At 39.8% G+C, this 16,259-nt stretch carries 22 protein-coding genes and 1 pseudogene; 15 read left to right on the top strand and 8 right to left on the bottom strand.

What is annotated here, in order from left to right:
- Window positions 1–192: 192 nt before the first annotated feature.
- Window positions 193–429: pseudogene (locus D1970_RS10200) on the bottom strand (ATP-binding protein); the annotation flags it as partial.
- Window positions 430–655: 226 nt separating this feature from the next.
- On the opposite strand from D1970_RS10200, the gene D1970_RS10195 reads away from it, so the two are divergent.
- Window positions 656–1,273 carry an N-acetyltransferase gene (locus D1970_RS10195; RefSeq protein WP_119112735.1) on the top strand — a complete coding sequence of 206 codons (618 nt, stop codon included), beginning with the start codon at window positions 656–658 and terminating at the stop codon, window positions 1,271–1,273.
- Between the two features lie 315 nt (window positions 1,274–1,588).
- Here D1970_RS10195 and D1970_RS22950 read toward each other — a convergent pair whose 3' ends face one another.
- The 3 genes from D1970_RS22950 to D1970_RS10185 are packed head-to-tail and all read right to left on the bottom strand — an operon-like array spanning window position 1,589 to window position 2,033.
- Window positions 1,589–1,651 (bottom strand): hypothetical protein, encoded by a 63-nt coding sequence (locus D1970_RS22950; RefSeq protein WP_259339654.1) that lies wholly within the window; start codon window positions 1,649–1,651, stop codon window positions 1,589–1,591.
- A gap of 26 nt (window positions 1,652–1,677) precedes the next feature.
- On the bottom strand, window positions 1,678–1,812 hold the full coding sequence (locus D1970_RS22945) for a BRO-N domain-containing protein (RefSeq protein ID WP_259339651.1): 135 nt from the start codon (window positions 1,810–1,812) through the stop codon (window positions 1,678–1,680).
- A 35-nt stretch (window positions 1,813–1,847) separates the two neighbouring features.
- Window positions 1,848–2,033, bottom strand: coding sequence for a hypothetical protein (locus tag D1970_RS10185; protein ID WP_181213259.1), 186 nt, complete (start codon window positions 2,031–2,033; stop codon window positions 1,848–1,850).
- 132 nt (window positions 2,034–2,165) lie between these two features.
- On the opposite strand from D1970_RS10185, the gene D1970_RS10180 reads away from it, so the two are divergent.
- The 4 genes from D1970_RS10180 to D1970_RS10165 all read left to right on the top strand — a co-directional run bounded on the left by D1970_RS10180 (window position 2,166) and on the right by D1970_RS10165 (window position 3,797).
- Window positions 2,166–2,531, top strand: coding sequence for a hypothetical protein (locus D1970_RS10180; RefSeq protein ID WP_119112733.1), 366 nt, complete (start codon window positions 2,166–2,168; stop codon window positions 2,529–2,531).
- A gap of 18 nt (window positions 2,532–2,549) precedes the next feature.
- Window positions 2,550–2,873: a hypothetical protein gene (locus D1970_RS10175; protein WP_119112732.1), complete on the top strand. Its 324-nt coding sequence runs from the start codon at window positions 2,550–2,552 to the stop codon at window positions 2,871–2,873.
- Between the two features lie 15 nt (window positions 2,874–2,888).
- Window positions 2,889–3,209 (top strand): hypothetical protein, encoded by a 321-nt coding sequence (locus D1970_RS10170; protein ID WP_119112731.1) that lies wholly within the window; start codon window positions 2,889–2,891, stop codon window positions 3,207–3,209.
- A gap of 162 nt (window positions 3,210–3,371) precedes the next feature.
- The gene (locus D1970_RS10165) at window positions 3,372–3,797 is read left to right on the top strand and encodes an SseB family protein (RefSeq protein ID WP_181213258.1); all 426 of its coding nucleotides are present in this window, start codon (window positions 3,372–3,374) and stop codon (window positions 3,795–3,797) included.
- A gap of 53 nt (window positions 3,798–3,850) precedes the next feature.
- On the opposite strand, the gene D1970_RS10160 is transcribed toward D1970_RS10165, so the two are convergent.
- Complete coding sequence (locus D1970_RS10160) at window positions 3,851–4,813, bottom strand: S8 family peptidase (protein ID WP_119112729.1); 963 nt, start codon at window positions 4,811–4,813, stop codon at window positions 3,851–3,853.
- A 126-nt stretch (window positions 4,814–4,939) separates the two neighbouring features.
- Window positions 4,940–5,701 carry an alpha/beta hydrolase gene (locus tag D1970_RS10155; RefSeq protein WP_119112728.1) on the bottom strand — a complete coding sequence of 254 codons (762 nt, stop codon included), beginning with the start codon at window positions 5,699–5,701 and terminating at the stop codon, window positions 4,940–4,942.
- 108 nt (window positions 5,702–5,809) lie between these two features.
- Here D1970_RS10155 and D1970_RS10150 point away from each other — a divergent pair, with 108 nt between their 5' ends.
- From D1970_RS10150 to D1970_RS10110, 8 genes are all read left to right on the top strand, one after another.
- On the top strand, window positions 5,810–6,124 hold the full coding sequence (locus tag D1970_RS10150; protein WP_119112727.1) for a hypothetical protein: 315 nt from the start codon (window positions 5,810–5,812) through the stop codon (window positions 6,122–6,124).
- Between the two features lie 440 nt (window positions 6,125–6,564).
- The gene (locus D1970_RS10140; protein ID WP_119112725.1) at window positions 6,565–6,897 is read left to right on the top strand and encodes a PadR family transcriptional regulator; all 333 of its coding nucleotides are present in this window, start codon (window positions 6,565–6,567) and stop codon (window positions 6,895–6,897) included.
- On the top strand, window positions 6,894–7,571 hold the full coding sequence (locus tag D1970_RS10135; RefSeq protein ID WP_119112724.1) for a DUF1129 family protein: 678 nt from the start codon (window positions 6,894–6,896) through the stop codon (window positions 7,569–7,571). Before D1970_RS10140 ends, D1970_RS10135 begins: the two co-directional genes overlap by 4 nt.
- Window positions 7,572–7,837: 266 nt before the next feature.
- Window positions 7,838–8,554, top strand: a complete 717-nt coding sequence (locus D1970_RS10130) for a nucleotidyltransferase domain-containing protein (RefSeq protein ID WP_119112723.1) — start codon at window positions 7,838–7,840, stop codon at window positions 8,552–8,554.
- A gap of 121 nt (window positions 8,555–8,675) precedes the next feature.
- Window positions 8,676–8,918, top strand: a complete 243-nt coding sequence (locus D1970_RS10125) for a hypothetical protein (RefSeq protein WP_119112722.1) — start codon at window positions 8,676–8,678, stop codon at window positions 8,916–8,918.
- Window positions 8,834–9,217: a GNAT family N-acetyltransferase gene (locus D1970_RS10120; protein ID WP_119112721.1), complete on the top strand. Its 384-nt coding sequence runs from the start codon at window positions 8,834–8,836 to the stop codon at window positions 9,215–9,217. Before D1970_RS10125 ends, D1970_RS10120 begins: the two co-directional genes overlap by 85 nt.
- A gap of 390 nt (window positions 9,218–9,607) precedes the next feature.
- A complete protein-coding gene (locus D1970_RS10115; protein WP_119112720.1) occupies window positions 9,608–10,129 on the top strand; it encodes a DUF3995 domain-containing protein in 522 nt (173 codons plus the stop codon).
- A gap of 226 nt (window positions 10,130–10,355) precedes the next feature.
- Window positions 10,356–10,949, top strand: a complete 594-nt coding sequence (locus D1970_RS10110; RefSeq protein WP_119112719.1) for a YdeI/OmpD-associated family protein — start codon at window positions 10,356–10,358, stop codon at window positions 10,947–10,949.
- A gap of 778 nt (window positions 10,950–11,727) precedes the next feature.
- Here the strand turns inward: D1970_RS10110 and D1970_RS10105 are convergent.
- Window positions 11,728–11,940: a CBS domain-containing protein gene (locus D1970_RS10105; protein ID WP_119112718.1), complete on the bottom strand. Its 213-nt coding sequence runs from the start codon at window positions 11,938–11,940 to the stop codon at window positions 11,728–11,730.
- 369 nt (window positions 11,941–12,309) lie between these two features.
- Here D1970_RS10105 and D1970_RS10095 point away from each other — a divergent pair, with 369 nt between their 5' ends.
- The gene (locus D1970_RS10095) at window positions 12,310–13,653 is read left to right on the top strand and encodes a sodium-dependent transporter (protein WP_119112716.1); all 1,344 of its coding nucleotides are present in this window, start codon (window positions 12,310–12,312) and stop codon (window positions 13,651–13,653) included.
- Window positions 13,654–14,268: 615 nt separating this feature from the next.
- On the opposite strand, the gene lepB is transcribed toward D1970_RS10095, so the two are convergent.
- The gene (lepB, locus tag D1970_RS10090; RefSeq protein WP_119112715.1) at window positions 14,269–14,814 is read right to left on the bottom strand and encodes a signal peptidase I; all 546 of its coding nucleotides are present in this window, start codon (window positions 14,812–14,814) and stop codon (window positions 14,269–14,271) included.
- Between the two features lie 307 nt (window positions 14,815–15,121).
- Between lepB and desA the strand changes: the two genes are divergently transcribed.
- Complete coding sequence (desA, locus tag D1970_RS10085) at window positions 15,122–16,141, top strand: Delta(5) desaturase DesA (protein WP_119112771.1); 1,020 nt, start codon at window positions 15,122–15,124, stop codon at window positions 16,139–16,141.
- The last annotated feature ends 118 nt before the right edge of the window (window positions 16,142–16,259 follow it).

Genomic DNA, 16,259 nt, shown 5'->3' with positions numbered 1-16,259 from the left:
GGGAATGGTGGTGGAAGGGTAGTTGAGGATGTTGGGGTGGAGGACATGGACAAAGTAATATTGAGTTCTTGGGAAAAAACAGTATAGATTATAACATAAATAAAGTATACGAAAACGGTGTTAGAGTAGGTATGTAACCGTCAAGTAGAATAGATCACTTTTTCACAGATAAGACAGATCACTTTTCACCAATTAAGATTGACCACTTGTTTCGGGAAACAAAGTTTTTCGATACTTCATTCGGATGCTATCCGTCTCTTCACCAAAGGTAATGATTTCGCTCCGATGGAGCAGACGATCCAGTATGGCGGTTGTTAATGTTGGGTCACCGAGGAATTTCCCCCATTCATTCGGGCCCTTGTTTGAAGTCAAGATGAAAGCAGCTTTATCATAGAGATCATAGATGAACTGGAAGAATAAACCTGCTTCATGAAATTAGAACAATATGAAAGCATAAGAAGGGTGTTAACAATTATTAACAAAGTAATAATTTTCAAAAAACAGCTAATTTTATAATATTTGCGAATAGTTGCCGGTAAGTCTTGCAGCATCTTTATTAGGAATGTTACTATCAATATACTAGATAGAAAATCATAATAATTATATTAATAAACTATTTTCAAAGTTTTGTACAAAACTTGAAAGAGGTCGCGTTATGAAAAATAATATGAGACAAATTGAATCGTGCGCAAAACTTATGGTTAAAAGGTTTAGAAATGACCCATTAGTAACGATTCAAACAAATGATATTGAGAACCCCGAACAACTCCTATATTGGTCCTTTCTTGGGCAAATTGAAGCATACAATGAGGTTGATGCTGTGACCTTTTTCCAAGGTGATAAAGGGGTACTCATTGGTTATTCGACTGCACGAGTATCCGAAGAAAAGTTGATTGCTACCCTTCAAAACGCAGCAAAATACTTACTTGAAAATGCAAGTTCAGAAGAAATTACGCAACTCTCTAAATATGCGATAGACGCAAATGAAGTCAATGATGAGGGTTGGTATAAACGTTACTGGCAAGGAGAAGTATATAATCTTCAAATAATTACTATTGATAAGAACTTAAAAGGAACAGGTGCATTTAGAGAACTATTATCTCCTATTCTCAAATCGTGTGAGGAAAAAGGAATTCCAATAGTAGCACAAACAAACAATCCTGATAATGTTTCACTCTATGAGCATTTTGGTTTTAAGGTGATCGAGAAACGGACTTCGGAGAAAATACCTCTTACTTGCTACTCTATAGCGAGAGAGATAACCGGCCGTTGAGAATATAGACATTACTAATTGTCATCAAAAAAGACTAGCTAGGATAATTTTCTATTGCTAGTTTTTTTGTGTTGGTTTAGAAATTAACCATATTGTATTCTTTAAAGGCTACAAAAATATCTGCTTCTTGAACCTGCTCCTTCAATAAGGTCACTGAGGTTTTAACCACATATGAATTGAAACAAGATTTACCCAATACTTTCCTACTTCAATATCAGTTTTTGAGCTGACGTTCTTCAGCTGGACTGTTTGAGTTATGATTTCTTTTCTTAACTCTTCTTCAACTACAGGAACATATCCTCCTGTTAGTCTGATTTACTTCAAAATATTTTTGACTTCCTTCTTGAAGGCTTTTGCAATTGGTTTTCTTGATTGCATTAAAACCTCATAAAGTCCATGTTCAGTTAAAAACCAAGCTGTTCTTTAGTTGAATATTTCCCCACGATAGTATCATGTTGAAGTTTTTCATCTTCATCAACCTTCTTTAACATCTCACTAGCGTTCTTATGTTTAATCCACTCAGCAACATCACGAGCCAAGAAAAGAGGCTCTTCAACTGAAGAATACGACTTCTCTAAGACCCTTCATTCTTGTCCTTCTCTTTGTTCTTATCTTCTTCCATTACATTGACTTGAGGAAGTCCTAGGAAGGCTCTTGCAAATCTTTCAGCGTTTATCTCACCTTTGAAATTTAGTCTTTCCTCTAACCAATTGTATACTTGTGCTCCAGTCAAATCAGGATGTTCTGTTAGCCAATGCACGATATGATCCCGGAAGGGATCCAGCTTCTTAGGCCCTTTGTCATATTTTTGCCACAATTACCTGATTTTGCTTGATTAGAAGGGCATCATTTTTTTACAATGATTGTAATAACAGAATCAGAGGGTGGGTTAATGGACTATAATACGCGAATCAGCCGGCTTGAGGCGGCCATCCGATCCCTTTCTTCGGCTCAAAGGGTAGAGTTATCGTGCTTGGCACCTGTGAGCGCTTCTTCATGGAACAACAGCATTTCCCAAGAGGCTTATGATAGTTTGCTTAGCAGCCTGGACCGTTTTTTGACAGATTATAATCGTCAACATTCCAGTACGCTTCGCGAACTGAGGTCACAACTGATAGTAGTTCAGAATCAAAAACAGGCAGAATACAATGGGCATTACACCAATTTGCGCAGCTTGCCGGCAGAGGAACGGAAAATGTACTTATCGCGGGTCACGATGGATCCCAGTGTACGTTCGATGGTCAGCTGGATGGCATAGGTTAGGGGGGAATACTACATGCATATCAACGATGGAGGCAGCGGCACAAAGATTGTCTATGATTCTGGGAGGACGATGGATGCAGTCCAGCAAATCGAAAATGCCTTAAGCAGTTATAAAAACTCGAGCGCAAAGGTCAGGGCGGAATTTGACAGAGTGTTTGCGGAGCTTTCCGGAGAAGCGATTGAGCAATATCAGACAACGGTTCAGGATTACATGAGAGGTACGCAGCTGACGGAGCATTATATCAGCCTTCTAATCAGCCTTGTAAAAACGGCGGATGACCTGCTGGCGGAAGCGGAAAGTAGGAGCCGGAAATCTTTTGATTCGATTTCAATATAGAACGGACGTGAAAAAATGGCAACAAATGAAATAAAGATTGACCCTCAGCTGTTCACGGAGCTTACTTCCACTTTATCCTCGGAAAGTTCAGAAGTCGAAGGAATGATTGCTGCACTCGATCACTTGAAACAAAGTATGATGGATCAAGGCATAAACTCGAGCAGTTTGTCTATCCTTGTAAACTATTGCGATACGCTCATCAACATGATGAATATTACGTCCGACAGCCTGGTGCTCCTCAACGATAATGCAAAAACGATGTCTAAGGCTTATGTTGATACGGATGAACACGCCGCCCAGCTTCACAGAACATATGGGAGTGAGACCCGATATTAATCGAGAATAGTGTTTCCGACCTAGGGGAAGTACCTGGAAACAAGCCCTTCTTCCTGAAAAAATATCTTTCTCCTCAAAACAGATTACGATCTCTTCTAAAAATCTGGGCTGATCCTTTTTAATTAGAACTTCTATTCTATATCATAGAAAAGAGTGACAAGATTGGACGAAAACATTAATAACCAAACAGGCTCCACCCAAACCAAATTGAACCCTCTTGAAAAGTCCCTATTGGCAGCTATAACATCGTCTGATAAGATTGGTGATTTTTACATGATGTTCAAAGACTCTGAAATCCTTGTTCTAGGCCAAGGCAGGGAAGAAAAACCTGACGCCTTCTATTTAAGGTACATAGAGTACGAAAACCAGGTCACCATTCCGGTTTTTTCGTCGTTGTTCGCTCTGAAGCAATATATTGACCAAGAAAGCAGCTACTCCGCCATTTCTGTTCAAGAGCTGCTGGCCATTGCAGATCCATCAGCGTCACTATTATTGAACCCAGGAACTACGCTTACAAAGCTGTTTGTTAAAAAGGAGCTGGAAATGCTGCGTACCGGCGAGATCATTCGATTATTTCAGGGAAAATAAAAAAACAAAAGAGGCAGGGGGAGCCTCTTTTGTGCTTTTGCGGGCGTTTCCCGCTATATTTCCATAAGTGTTCGGAAGGATTCTCCATCAAACACTTTTTTCACATGTTCTTGGATCGTCAAGTAAACGAATCCATTGCCTTCAAGCTTTGGTGAATTGCCGAGCGGTACGGTCCTTTTAATGAGCTGTGCGTACAATTCAGGCTCCGTCAGTTCACGCTCATACTCGGTATTGGCGATCTGCTTGATAAGAGCGAGTGCACCTGATACGTGCGGAGTTGCCATTGAGGTTCCGCTTAACGTTGCATACGTACCATTCAGGTAGCAGGAAAGGATTTTTTCCCCTGGAGCCACCAGGTCTACCTGATTATTCGAATTGGTGAAAGGAGAAGAATTTCGCTCAAGATCAACTGCTCCGACAGAAATGACTTCATTATAGCAGCCAGGATATCCGAACTCATCGGTTCCTTCATCACCGTCACCTTCATTGCCAGCGGCACAGACGACAAGAATCTTATTCTCGACAGCCAGCTTAATGACATCGTGAAGGTCTCTCACATCTTGCGGCCCGCCAAGTGACATCGAAATGATATCAACCTTTTTATCAATGGCATATTGAATGGCTTTGATAATCCATTCGTACTTCCCGGATCCGCGTTTATTCAAAACCTTGAGGATGAGCAGATTTGCTTCCGGCGCAATCCCGGTTACACCCGTGTTGTTCAGGCTCGCGGCAATCGTACCAGCGACATGCGTTCCGTGACCGTTGTAATCTTCGAAAATATCAGGGTTCCCTTTGTCGTCATCAGTGAAATTTTTACCTTCAATAATTCTGTCATGCAGGTCGGGATGCTTTGTATCAATTCCAGTATCAAGGACAGCAACAGTAATGCCTTTACCTTTTGTCTGTTCCCAAACCTCCGGGGCCTGAATGATTTCCACACCTTTTGGAATTTCATTTGCCACTCCAAGCTGCTCTACTAATTTGTACGGAATCAATTGAACGCATTTTTCCATGCTCTCTCCTCCTCAAATTAATTTGTCAGCAGTCACCTGGTGTTGAACCTATCTTAACAGCATGAGTAAGTTATTTATAGAGGTGCGGGGTTGGGAAAATTCAGAAATATTTACTGTGATTCACAATTACTCTAAAAATGCAAGGATGTCTGGAAGCCTTTTCTTGAAAAATTCATAATCATGTTCAGCACCCTCAATAATGGAAAACCTGGTATTCGGTACTTTGAGGTTAATTATTTCATAAATTTCCTCGTTAGAATTTAAAAAACCTTTGTTGATTGTGGTTTCATTTAGTGCTTCATTCGTTCCGCAGTCCATGTAAAAACGTTGGATTGAGCTTAAGTCTGACTGAATCAATATATTTTTTATCTCTTCCTGATTCCTGAAGAAAGCGGAAGAAATCACGGCGATTTTTTTAAAAACAGCAGGATAGCTGCAGGCAATATATGTTGAAATCAAACCGCCAAGCGAAATGCCAAACATGGCAGTCTCATCGGGGAGAGTCCTGTATTTTTTGTCGATGAATGGCTTCAATTCTTCAACAACAAATTTCGCGTATTCTTTTCCTTTTCCACCGCCAATTTCACGTTTTCCCGTTAATTTCTCGCTGTAAGCCCCATACTCCCAAGGACAATATTCATTTTTGCGTTCCGATGGCTTATTATCAATTGCAATCACAAGGAACTCTGCTTTCATTTCAACGAGTAAGACATCCAATTCCAAAGAAACTCCGCCTTCAGAGTGATCACCCGCAAAAACATGCTGGCCATCATGCGCATAAAGAACGGGATAAGATTTTGTTTCAGTTTCATAGCTGGGTGGCAGAAACACCCGAATTAGCCTATCTTCCTCAAAAGGAGTTATCTCTATTGGGAAAGTCTCAATCATCAAGGCACCCACTTTATTAAAATTGGATTTTCTTTAATATATAAAATATGATATATAATTCAGAAAATTTATCAACACCAATTCTTATTCAGCACAGGAACATGAATTTTGAAGGGAATGGTTTTTTTGTCTGAAGAAGTAGGCCTATTCTTAACACTATTATTAGAAATCGCCGTGTTTGGTTTTGCAAATTATTATGCTTTCAAATATTCTCAAAAAGATATTAAGAAAAGAATATGGGCCGGCATTATTTTTCTCCTGCTAACACCTATGATCCTCTTTGGCACTTTATTTTTTGCCATGATTTATGATAGCAGTGGCTGGGGTGCAGGAATATTAGCTGTTGTAGCAACAGCACTTTACTTTTTGAATGGTCTTATTGTATTGTTATCATCCATGTATTTGTATTTCAAAAAGTCATAATCAAAAAGGGTCTTTTACACTAAGAAAACAAAAACAACCAGTCCTTGTATGATAAGGAATTTGATTCAATTGATGGAAAAGTGCCAATGAACCCAATCTCTATCATTGGTTTAAAGACTCTGGGGTTTTCAGTCCTGGGAATGCTGGGGGCATTTTTTATCAGAACAAGGAAATTATTTGGAAGTTTGATGTTATTGGCGGCGGCAATTGGCGGTTATATGATCATTTCAACACTTTATATAGTGCCATGTATATTCTTTTTACTCAGTTGCTGCAGGGCGATTTATCAATCTAGGGCTGAAACGAAAGAGTCTTCTGGAGACACTTGCCAAAAAACAAAGGATGTCGTATGATGAGATCAAGCTATCATGCAAGACAAGATAGCTTGATTTTTTCGCATCTACCTTGTTATACAATATAGAAAAAGGATGTGATAGACCTTGTCACTAAGAAGCCAGCTGCTTAAAGGAATTCTTGAAGGATGCATTCTGACGATAATCAGCAAGGAAGATGTTTATGGGTACGAGTTATCCGTAAAGCTTCAGAAATTCGGGCTTGATGATGTAAGCGAGGGATCGATTTATCCTATTCTGCTCAGGCTTCAGAAAGACAAATATATCGTGGGAACGATGCGAGATTCCCCGCATGGTCCAAAGCGGAAGTATTACTCGCTGACAGACGAGGGGGAAGAAGCGTTAAAGGAGTTCAGGAAAGAGTGGCAGAGCATCCAAGGTCCCGTAGAGAGAATGATAGAATGGGGGAGAGAAAGATGAATGCAAAAGATTTAATCAAAATGAATAATGAAAAAAGGGAAGAACTGACAAAGGAAAACGAAGCATACTACTCGGATATACTGCTGTACATAAGGACGCATCTAACGCTTTCAGAACAGCAAAGCGAAGAGCTATTAATGGAGCTGCTGGACCACTTGCTGGAAGGGCAGAAAGAAGGCAAGAGGGCAGAGGATATATTCGGAAGTGATCCGAAAGGCTATTGTGATGAAATGATTGCCCAGATTCCTAAAGAGGATCGAAAGAACAATTTCACTTTCATTCTATTCCTTATGATACAATTTGCAGGTTGGATTGCACTAACCAGAGGGGCTTTAGAGCTAATAATAGGGTTTTTTACCGAAATAAACAACACTGTTTTCCTTGGTACAGCAGTCGTAAAGTCAATGATTAACTTCCTAGTTTTATATGGCGTAGTCATTGGAATATTCTCATGGCTGAAAAACTCGATTTACAAAAAAAACAGTAAAATCAAGGATTTTTTCGTGGTCTTTTTGCTCATGTGTACGGCGGTTACGGTTTTTGTTCTTTTTTCTAAAATCATACCAAATTTCGGATATGCAATTGAAGTCGGCTGGCTATTCTACTTAATTTCCGGTATTGTATTGCTTTTGCTGACAGTTTTGATCAACAAAAAAGCAAGGATAACGAAGTAAAGAAATTTAATAAAAACGGATAAGAGGGTTATTCATTCCTCCTATCCGTTTTTTCATTTCATTATTGTTCCGGTTAGGTATAGTTAGTCACAAGGATAAATTCATCGTTTTTTCCTGCAAGAAACCAACTTCTTACATGATGCATTTAATTAACCATTCATCTTCTATGATTATCACAATAATAAGAAGGTTTTACAGATTCTTCTTTAAATAGAAATACTTTTACATTATAATTAGAATACCAAGTTATCGGGGGATTAATAGAGATGAGACTGGATGCTATTGAAGCTGCGCGGCTTTTTGTCGCAACATATTTTCTGGATTGTGATGCCGCCATACTGAGCGGAAGCGTGGTTAGGGGAGAGCATAACGACACTTCTGATTTAGACATTGTTGTCATTGATGAAAATATAAAAGAAGCTTATCGAGAGTCACTGGTAAAGTTTAGCTGGCCGATTGAATTGTTTGTTCACAGCTCTTCCTCTTGCCAGGTATTTTTTGCAAGAGATGTTAAGCGGGCTAGGCCGACACTTCCAAGAATGGTTGCAGAAGGAGAAATTCTAAAAGGGATTGAGGCAGTCGAGCCAATCAGAAAACAGGCTGCAAAAATTTTGCAGGAAGGGCCCGAGCCGTGGGATGAAGAAACCTTAAGTCTGAAGAAATATTTTTTAACTGACATACTGGATGATTTTATTGGCACAGCAAGACGGGAAGAAGCTATTTTTATTGCTGGCACGTTGGCGGAGAGGCTACAAGAGTTTATTTTACGGACAAATTGCCACTGGATTGGCGAGGGAAAATGGATTTACCGTGAAATGGCCCATTTTAATAAAGCGTTAGCAATGAAATTTGCTCATGCTTTCGATCTTTTTTATGAAAAAGGTGAAAAACAAAGCGTTATCGAGTTGGCAGAGGAGGCCCTTAGTCCACATGGCGGCAGGTTATTTGAAGGATTCTGCAGGGGAAAGAAGGAGTCATACTAGGGAACCATTAGGGGTTATTGCATGAACTTGAAAACGATCGGTTGGTTTATCTTATTCATTCCATTAGACATCCTGTATAGAATAATCGACAAGAACAAGTTAAAAGGCAGGGGGAAGTAGAATGTTTGTCTTAACGGTTGATGAAGGGCTTTGGATACAGTTACTACTGCCAAAGGATGCTCCAAAGCTTACTGCAGCTTTAAAAAAGAATCAAAAACATTTAGCGAAGTGCCTGAGTTGGGCTGTGAACCTGCCTGATGTGAGTGAATATGAAAAAGTATCATTCCATCCTGGCTACAGAAGTTTGCCGACAATAATGGTTTTGAAGCAGCAATCATCAAAGATGGCAATATTTTCGGGATGATTGGCCTTCACTATATTGACTGGTGGAACAAGACGACTGAGATCGGTTATTGGCTGAGTGAAGAACAACAGGGGAATGGGATCATGACGAGGACGGTTAACTCGCTGATACAGCATTGTTTCAATGAATTGGATCTTAATCGTATCATTATCCGTGCGGCCAGTGAGAACACCCAAAGCTGCGCAATCCCAGCGCGCCTAGGGTTTATTGAAGAAGGAATACTGAGGGAAGCCCAATTCCTGCACGGCAAGTATCATGATCTTGTACATTACAGCAAGCTGCGGGGAGATCAGAAATAATTTTTCACTAATGAAACCAGCGGAATAGGCTGGTTTTTTCTGTCTAAAACAATTAAGACTTCTCATTGTCAGATTTTTCTTTTGTAGTAGGTTTTTATGTGTTATTTTTCCATCGAGAGGATTAAATGTAATTGTTATCCTAATAAAAGGGATTATTCTTGATGAAGATAATTAAAAATTGAATATATGAGGAGGGCGAATTGAACCCAGAAGGCAACAACAAAGCAAGGAAAAACCTTCGTTTTAGAAACCTGACGGAACAAGGGGAGGGTGACTTGAAACTGGGAATAGCGAACATCTCACCTTAAAGGAAAACCAAGGGAGAGAAAGAAACTGTCTCAACGCTTAAGGTTTTTTTCATGCTTAAATGAGTATGAAGGGGGAGAGTTAATGAATTCTGAAACGAGGATTGAGAAGGTCGCTAATCATAAAGGAGTTGGCCCACGGTTTGGGGTTGCGTCAAATATATGGGGATACATTGCCTCGTGGGCACTAGTACCATATGCTATATTTAAAACTTTATGGGCTTTTGGAGTTCCATTTGGTGAAACCATTGAGGACATGAAAACAACCATGGAAGCAAATAGTGACCCAGTTTTTAGTTTAATGTATCAATACGGAATTGATATTACCGCTGTTTTGGCGGTCGTCGCCATTTTATTAGCATTATCATTGGTCCAACCATGGGGGCAGCGTTTTCCTCGTTGGCTTATATTAATTCCTGCATGGACAGGAGGTATTCTGTTTACGATTTTCGGAGGGGCTTCAGTAATTTCCGTGCTTTTCATGGGATTAGGCTTGAAAACAGCAGGTAATATGGGCGGTATGGAACCTGGTGTTCCTGATCATCTACGGAGGATTCTTCATTTGGGGAGTTACAACGTGCCTGGCAGCTCGAGCTTATCAAATTAGAAAAGTGCTTAGCGGGATGAAATAATCGTTAGCCCAAAGGAATCTAACCAATAAGGGGAATCTTATTGGACTACGGGGCAGTTTAGCGATATAAGCTCCCTGTAACTTTCGCAGGTCTGCTGGACACGACACCAATTAATGTCTTATTATAAATCAATTGGAGAAATTGAAAATGATCATCTCTTGACTGTCAGCTGATCGAAAAATTGAAGAGGGGTGTTCCTTGATGACAAATAGTAGAATGAATCCTAAGGTTGATGAATTTTTAAGTAAAGCTAAAAAGTGGAAGGAAGAATATGAGAAGTTGAGAAATATTGTTCTTGACTGTGAGCTGACCGAAGAATTTAAGTGGATGCATCCTTGTTACACGTTTGAGAAAAAAAACATAGTTTTAATACATGGATTTAAAGAATATTGTGCGCTTCTGTTTCACAAAGGTGCCCTGTTACAGGATGCCCATGGGATTCTAATCCAACAAACGGAAAATGTACAGGCGGCACGCCAGATTCGGTTCACCAATGTTCGAGAAATTGTTGCAATGGAAACCATCTTGAAAGACTATATTTATGAAGCCATTGAAGTTGAAAAAGCCGGTTTGGAAGTGAATTTTAAAAAGAATACAGAAATCATAATTCCTGAAGAACTTCAAAATAAATTCAATGAAATCCCTGTCTTGAAAACTGCTTTTGAAGCATTGACGCCGGGACGGCAAAGAGCATACATTCTTTATTTTTCTCAACCCAAACAATCCAAAACTCGAGAGTCAAGGGTTGAAAAATGTATGCAGCAAATTCTCAATGGAAAGGGATTAAATGATTAGTTTAATCGATGAGAAAATAAATTAATCAAACTTTAAGATATTACCTCACTTTGCGTTCATTCGAACTCCTTTTTGGATCGCAAGTAATACTCAATCAAATAATTTAAAAAGGAAAAAACAAAAAAGTGATCCATAGAGTATAAGCAAACTACCGTGTAATAGGCTTACGCATTACCAGGTAAGAAAAGAAAAATACTTCACACAAAAGTATACCCTTTTTTTGCTGAAAGGCACGCTTTTCTTGAACTATCTGGGGCTTTAGTTGAATAAGAATTAAACAACTTTATTATTGATTTTTGAGTGCAAACACATTTAAATAGATAGAAATTAAACAACTTTAAAGAGCCTTACTACAATAAAATGTAGCAAGGCTCTTATATTTTACGCTCTCTCCACTTAACAAATGTAATCAAACTTTTTTATAAAGAAATTAATTCATCCCATTAAAGTAAGAGTATGTTTTGATCAATCTTTTTTTCAAAACATGCTCTTTATATTTGCTCTCATATCAAGATTTATATCGTTAATTTAATCAAACTTTATTATAAAGCTACAACGGATCCCACCATTCCTTTTTATTTTGTCGGAGAAATACGAAGGATAGGTGTTCAGCTTCCATAAATCAAGCTTTTCTGTCATTGCCAGGTCTCCGAGCGAAATAATGCCGATCAATTTTTTCCATTATCCACAATAGGAAGACGGCTAATCTGCACATTCGCCATTAAGTCAGCGGCATCCTATGCAGTCATATGAATTGTGCCGCGAACCGGGTCTTCGGTCATGACTTTGAAATCGGGGAATCAAGCGGAATTTGAGCGGCAACGGCATTCACCACAAGATCCCGGTCTGTAGCGAGTCCTACAAGCTGATATTGTTCGCAAATAGGCATAACACCGACATCCAATTCTTTCATTTTCTTGGACACTGCATGTATTGGTGTATGAGGCTGGCATGACTCAACCTCTTTTGTCATCACTGCTTCAATTTTCATTGAGGTTTCCTCATTAAAATGGATTTTTCCTTCTTTTCCGCTTTACCCGGCTTTGCCTCCTGGAAACTGCCGGTTTTATCCAGTTATCTATAATGCGGTCCATAATTAATTTTTTAAAAAAACATGAGACTGTATTCAGAAGATACATAAAGTAAAAGAATGTTATTAATTCACAATTTTACTATTATTACTATTAACTACATAATTAATTTTAATGATAAGGGTGGTTAAAAGATCTAATTTTGTCAAAAGTCGTTCGAAAAACTTAACAGGAAAAAGAAAGAATTTATTATTTTGAAAAAATACTGTAAATCGTAAGACAAACATAGTAACATGTATAAATATCAGTGAATTAACAGAGGTGAGAAAATGAAAAATCATGAACAATGGACATCCAAGCTAGGTTTTATACTGGCTGCAGCAGGATCCGCCATCGGTTTGGGGGCAATCTGGAAATTCCCGTACATGGCAGGCACGAACGGGGGAGGCGTATTTTTCCTTCTCTTCCTAATCATGACAATTGTGGTTGGGGCGCCAATTTTGATTGGAGAATTCATTGTTGGTCGCCGCGCACAAAAAGATGCGGTAAGGGCTTATAAAGTATTGGCTCCATCTTCCCGATGGCACTGGATTGGGTATAGCGGAGTTGCGGTATCATTTATTATTCTTTCTTTTTACAGTGTTGTAGGCGGCTGGATCTTATCGTATATGGCACGGACATTCACTGGCGGCCTGAATCTATCAGCCGGTACGGATTACGCAAAGCTGTTTGACAGCATTATTGCCAATCCCGTAGAAGTTGTAGTCAGCCAGTTTGTCTTTATGCTTATGACGATCCTTGTGGTCCGGAGCGGTGTACAAAAGGGCATTGAACGCGCCAGCAAATATATGATGCCGGCACTTTTCATCATGTTTATTGTGCTCGTTATCAGATCTTTAACGCTTGAAGGATCGATGGAAGGCGTAAAGTTTCTTCTTTACCCCGATTTTTCCGCTGTCGATGGTAATACCATTCTTCTTGCACTAGGCCAATCGTTTTTCGCGTTAAGCGTCGGGATATCAGTGATGGTGACCTACGCATCGTACTTGTCAAAAACAGATCACTTAATGAAATCTGCTGGATCTGTTGTCGGACTTAATATTTTAATTTCTCTTCTTGCAGGTCTAGTGATTTTTCCAGCAGTCTTTGCGCTGGGTTTTGAGCCTGGTGCAGGTCCGGGACTCGTCTTTGTTGTCCTTCCTGCAGTTTTCAATAAAATGGCTTTCGGCGGTCTTTTCCTGGCCATTTTCCTTGTTCTTCTTCTATTCGCCACACTGACTTCAGCCTTTTCAATTCTGGAAATTCTTGTGGCGGTTATTGTAAAGGATGAGAGTGAAAAACGGGCTAAAGTTGCCTGGATCTCCGGAATTCTCATTTTCTTGGTTGGGATACCAAGCGCCTTGTCCTTTGGAGTCCTTTCTGATGTGACCATCGCAGGAAAGTCGATCTTTGACTTCGCGGACTTTATTACAAGCAATATCGGAATGCCGCTTGGAGCTTTGTTCCTCTCGCTATTTGTGGCATACAGGCTCCCAAGGGCAGTTGTCAAAGAAGAGTTGGAACAGGGGACAAAAGGTCTAGGCATCCTCTTCGATATTTGGTACTTCTCAATTCGTTACATTGTGCCAATCGGAATCCTGTTTGTCTTCCTCCAATCACTCGGAATTTTATAAGAAGTGAGGAACTTGCTGTAGGTGGGGAAGAAGACCAGTTGCAGAGATCACGCTGAAGCCGCCACATTGTGTGGCGGCTTTCTTTCTGTCAAAGCTAGTCGAAGGATAATGGTGGAAGCGACCGTTTAGCGACGCGTTAATAAGAGGAGTGTGGCTGTCGAGTAATTCAACTATCTTAACTAGTAAGTGTTTGTTAAAAACCTCTTCAAATGGTTTTTTACACATCTCTAAAGGATTGAAATACATGTCATTGGAAAAATATTGTTTCAATTGTAAATAGAATGACCGTTACCGTAGATAGAATGGGGTTAAACCGTAGATAGAATGCCTGTTACCGTAGATAGCCTTATACTCTTACTTAATGTTTCCTTTGTGCAATCGGTTACAGGTGACTCTGAGCTAGAAAATTTACTAATGGTAGGAAGAATAGGTCTTTTTCCTTCTATAAAAACAATAAAAAAACCGTTTCTCCAAAGAATTTTCGAAAACTGTTACCAAACATAAAATCGCCTCTTACTCAACCCAAAATGAGCTAAGCAATGGCGATTTTTGCGTGATCTCGTATTTTTTATCTTCCATAAAGTATCTGAGCAGCCTGGCTTGATCTTTATTGTTTTACTTTACTGATCTCAAGCTCGAAAAAGGGAAGAATACCAGCTCGCTTCGGCCCACTAGCCTGTCTTGGCTGATTAAGCCGAGACCGTTGCGGCTGTCCATGCTCATCCTCCGGTTATCTCCCATTACGAAATAATGTTTCTCAGGTATGACAATTGGACCCATGTCCCCCGTCAGCAGGCCACCGCTATTTTTTGCTTCTTCCATGTTTTCCTTCAAATAAGGTTCCTTCACTTGCTTTCCATTAATCAGCAGTTTGTCGTTGTCTACTTCAACCGTATCACCGGGAAAGCCGATGATTCTTTTCACATAATTGGTTTTTCCTGATCCTTTTATGATGACAATATCTCCGTGTTTTAGCTTTTCGGTCTGGGTTATTTTATTTACGGCAATCCGTTCGTGGTCGTGGAGGGTAGGTTCCATGGACTCGCCTTTTACCGTGTAGGGTGCAAAGATGAAGGTTTTGACTACCCAAGCCAGCACTAGGGCAATGAATATTGCTTTAGTCCAGTCCCATAATTCAACCTTTAAATGGCTGCTTTTCAATCAAAGACACCCCTTAGCTCATAATGTGTTTTACATAAAAGCATTTTTGTTTTATTTTAGCATAAAATACCATTTTGTATAGTTTTTTAGCTATATTACAACATTTTGTGAAATTTTTAGGAAAAAAGAACAATCTCCTTATAATTATGAGCTTCCTTTAACATACTTAATATGATTGCTTTTGCCGAGATTGCGAACTATATATGACAGTTGTCATATATGGGACATGACAGGTGCTACTGCAAAGAATGTTTTTCATCCTTTATAATCGAGTTAACAACACCTAGGAAGGGGAAATAAATTGGCGATGATTGAACAAAACATGAAGAACTTGAGGAAACAGGTTGCCCCTTATGAAAAATCGAATACGAAAGATAGCATTTGGCAAGTCATCAATACACTGGGGCCATTTTTCCTCCTATGGTACCTTGCATATAAAAGTCTTTCCGTCTCTTATATTTTGACATTGGCGCTCGGGATCGTAGCAGCGGGTTTAGTCATTAGGACATTTATTATTTTTCATGACTGTACCCACCATTCATTTTTCAAAAATCGTACGGCGAATAAAGTCCTTGGTACCATTACAGGGATTCTGACATTTTTCCCGTACAGCCAATGGGGGCATGAACATTCGGTTCATCACGCGACAAGCAGTAATCTCGATAAACGCGGAACCGGCGATATTTGGATGATGACTGTCGATGAGTATTTGGCTTCTCCAGGATGGAAGCGCCTGGCATACCGGATTTATCGCAATCCCATTGTCATGTTCGGAATTGGACCGATTTATGTTGTCCTATTAAGCAATCGTTTTAACCGGAAGGGCGCAAGGATGAAAGAGCGTCTTAACACGTATTTGACCAACGTTGGGATGGTCCTTCTCATCCTGCTTCTTGTCTCGGCGATAGGCTGGGAGGCATTCCTGCTTGTCGAAGTGCCAATTTTCCTGGTTTCAGGTTCACTTGGAATCTGGCTGTTCTATGTTCAGCATACTTTTGAGGATTCTTATTTTGAGGAGGACAAAGAATGGGAGTATGTCAAAGCTGCTGTTGAAGGAAGTTCATTTTACAAGCTTCCGAAGGTCCTGCAGTGGGTGACAGGGAATATCGGCTTCCATCACGTCCACCATCTGAGCCCAAGGGTTCCAAACTATAAACTTGAAGAAGCGCATAAAAACTCTGTACCGCTTCAAAATGTACCGACCATTACGCTGAAAACAAGCCTGACTTCGTTGAAATTCCGTCTCTGGGATGAACAAAACAAAAAGTTCGTCGGGTATAAGGCTGTTAAAACAATGTCTCAAAGTGCCATCCCAAGAAAAGCATAACGAAATGGGGCCTGACCCGCTTTAGTCTGATAAAGGGGGTCAGGCCCCGCTGTTTATGTTAAGATAGAGTTGCCTTAACTAGAGTTGGGCACTCACTTAGGCTGTATCAGAGAGGTTT

The organism is Mesobacillus zeae (assembly GCF_003570705.1).
GTDB lineage: Bacteria > Bacillota > Bacilli > Bacillales > Cytobacillaceae > Mesobacillus_C > Mesobacillus_C zeae.
The sequence above is the reverse complement of the archived record's forward strand: the minus strand, read 5'-3'. Positions and strand labels throughout refer to the sequence as shown.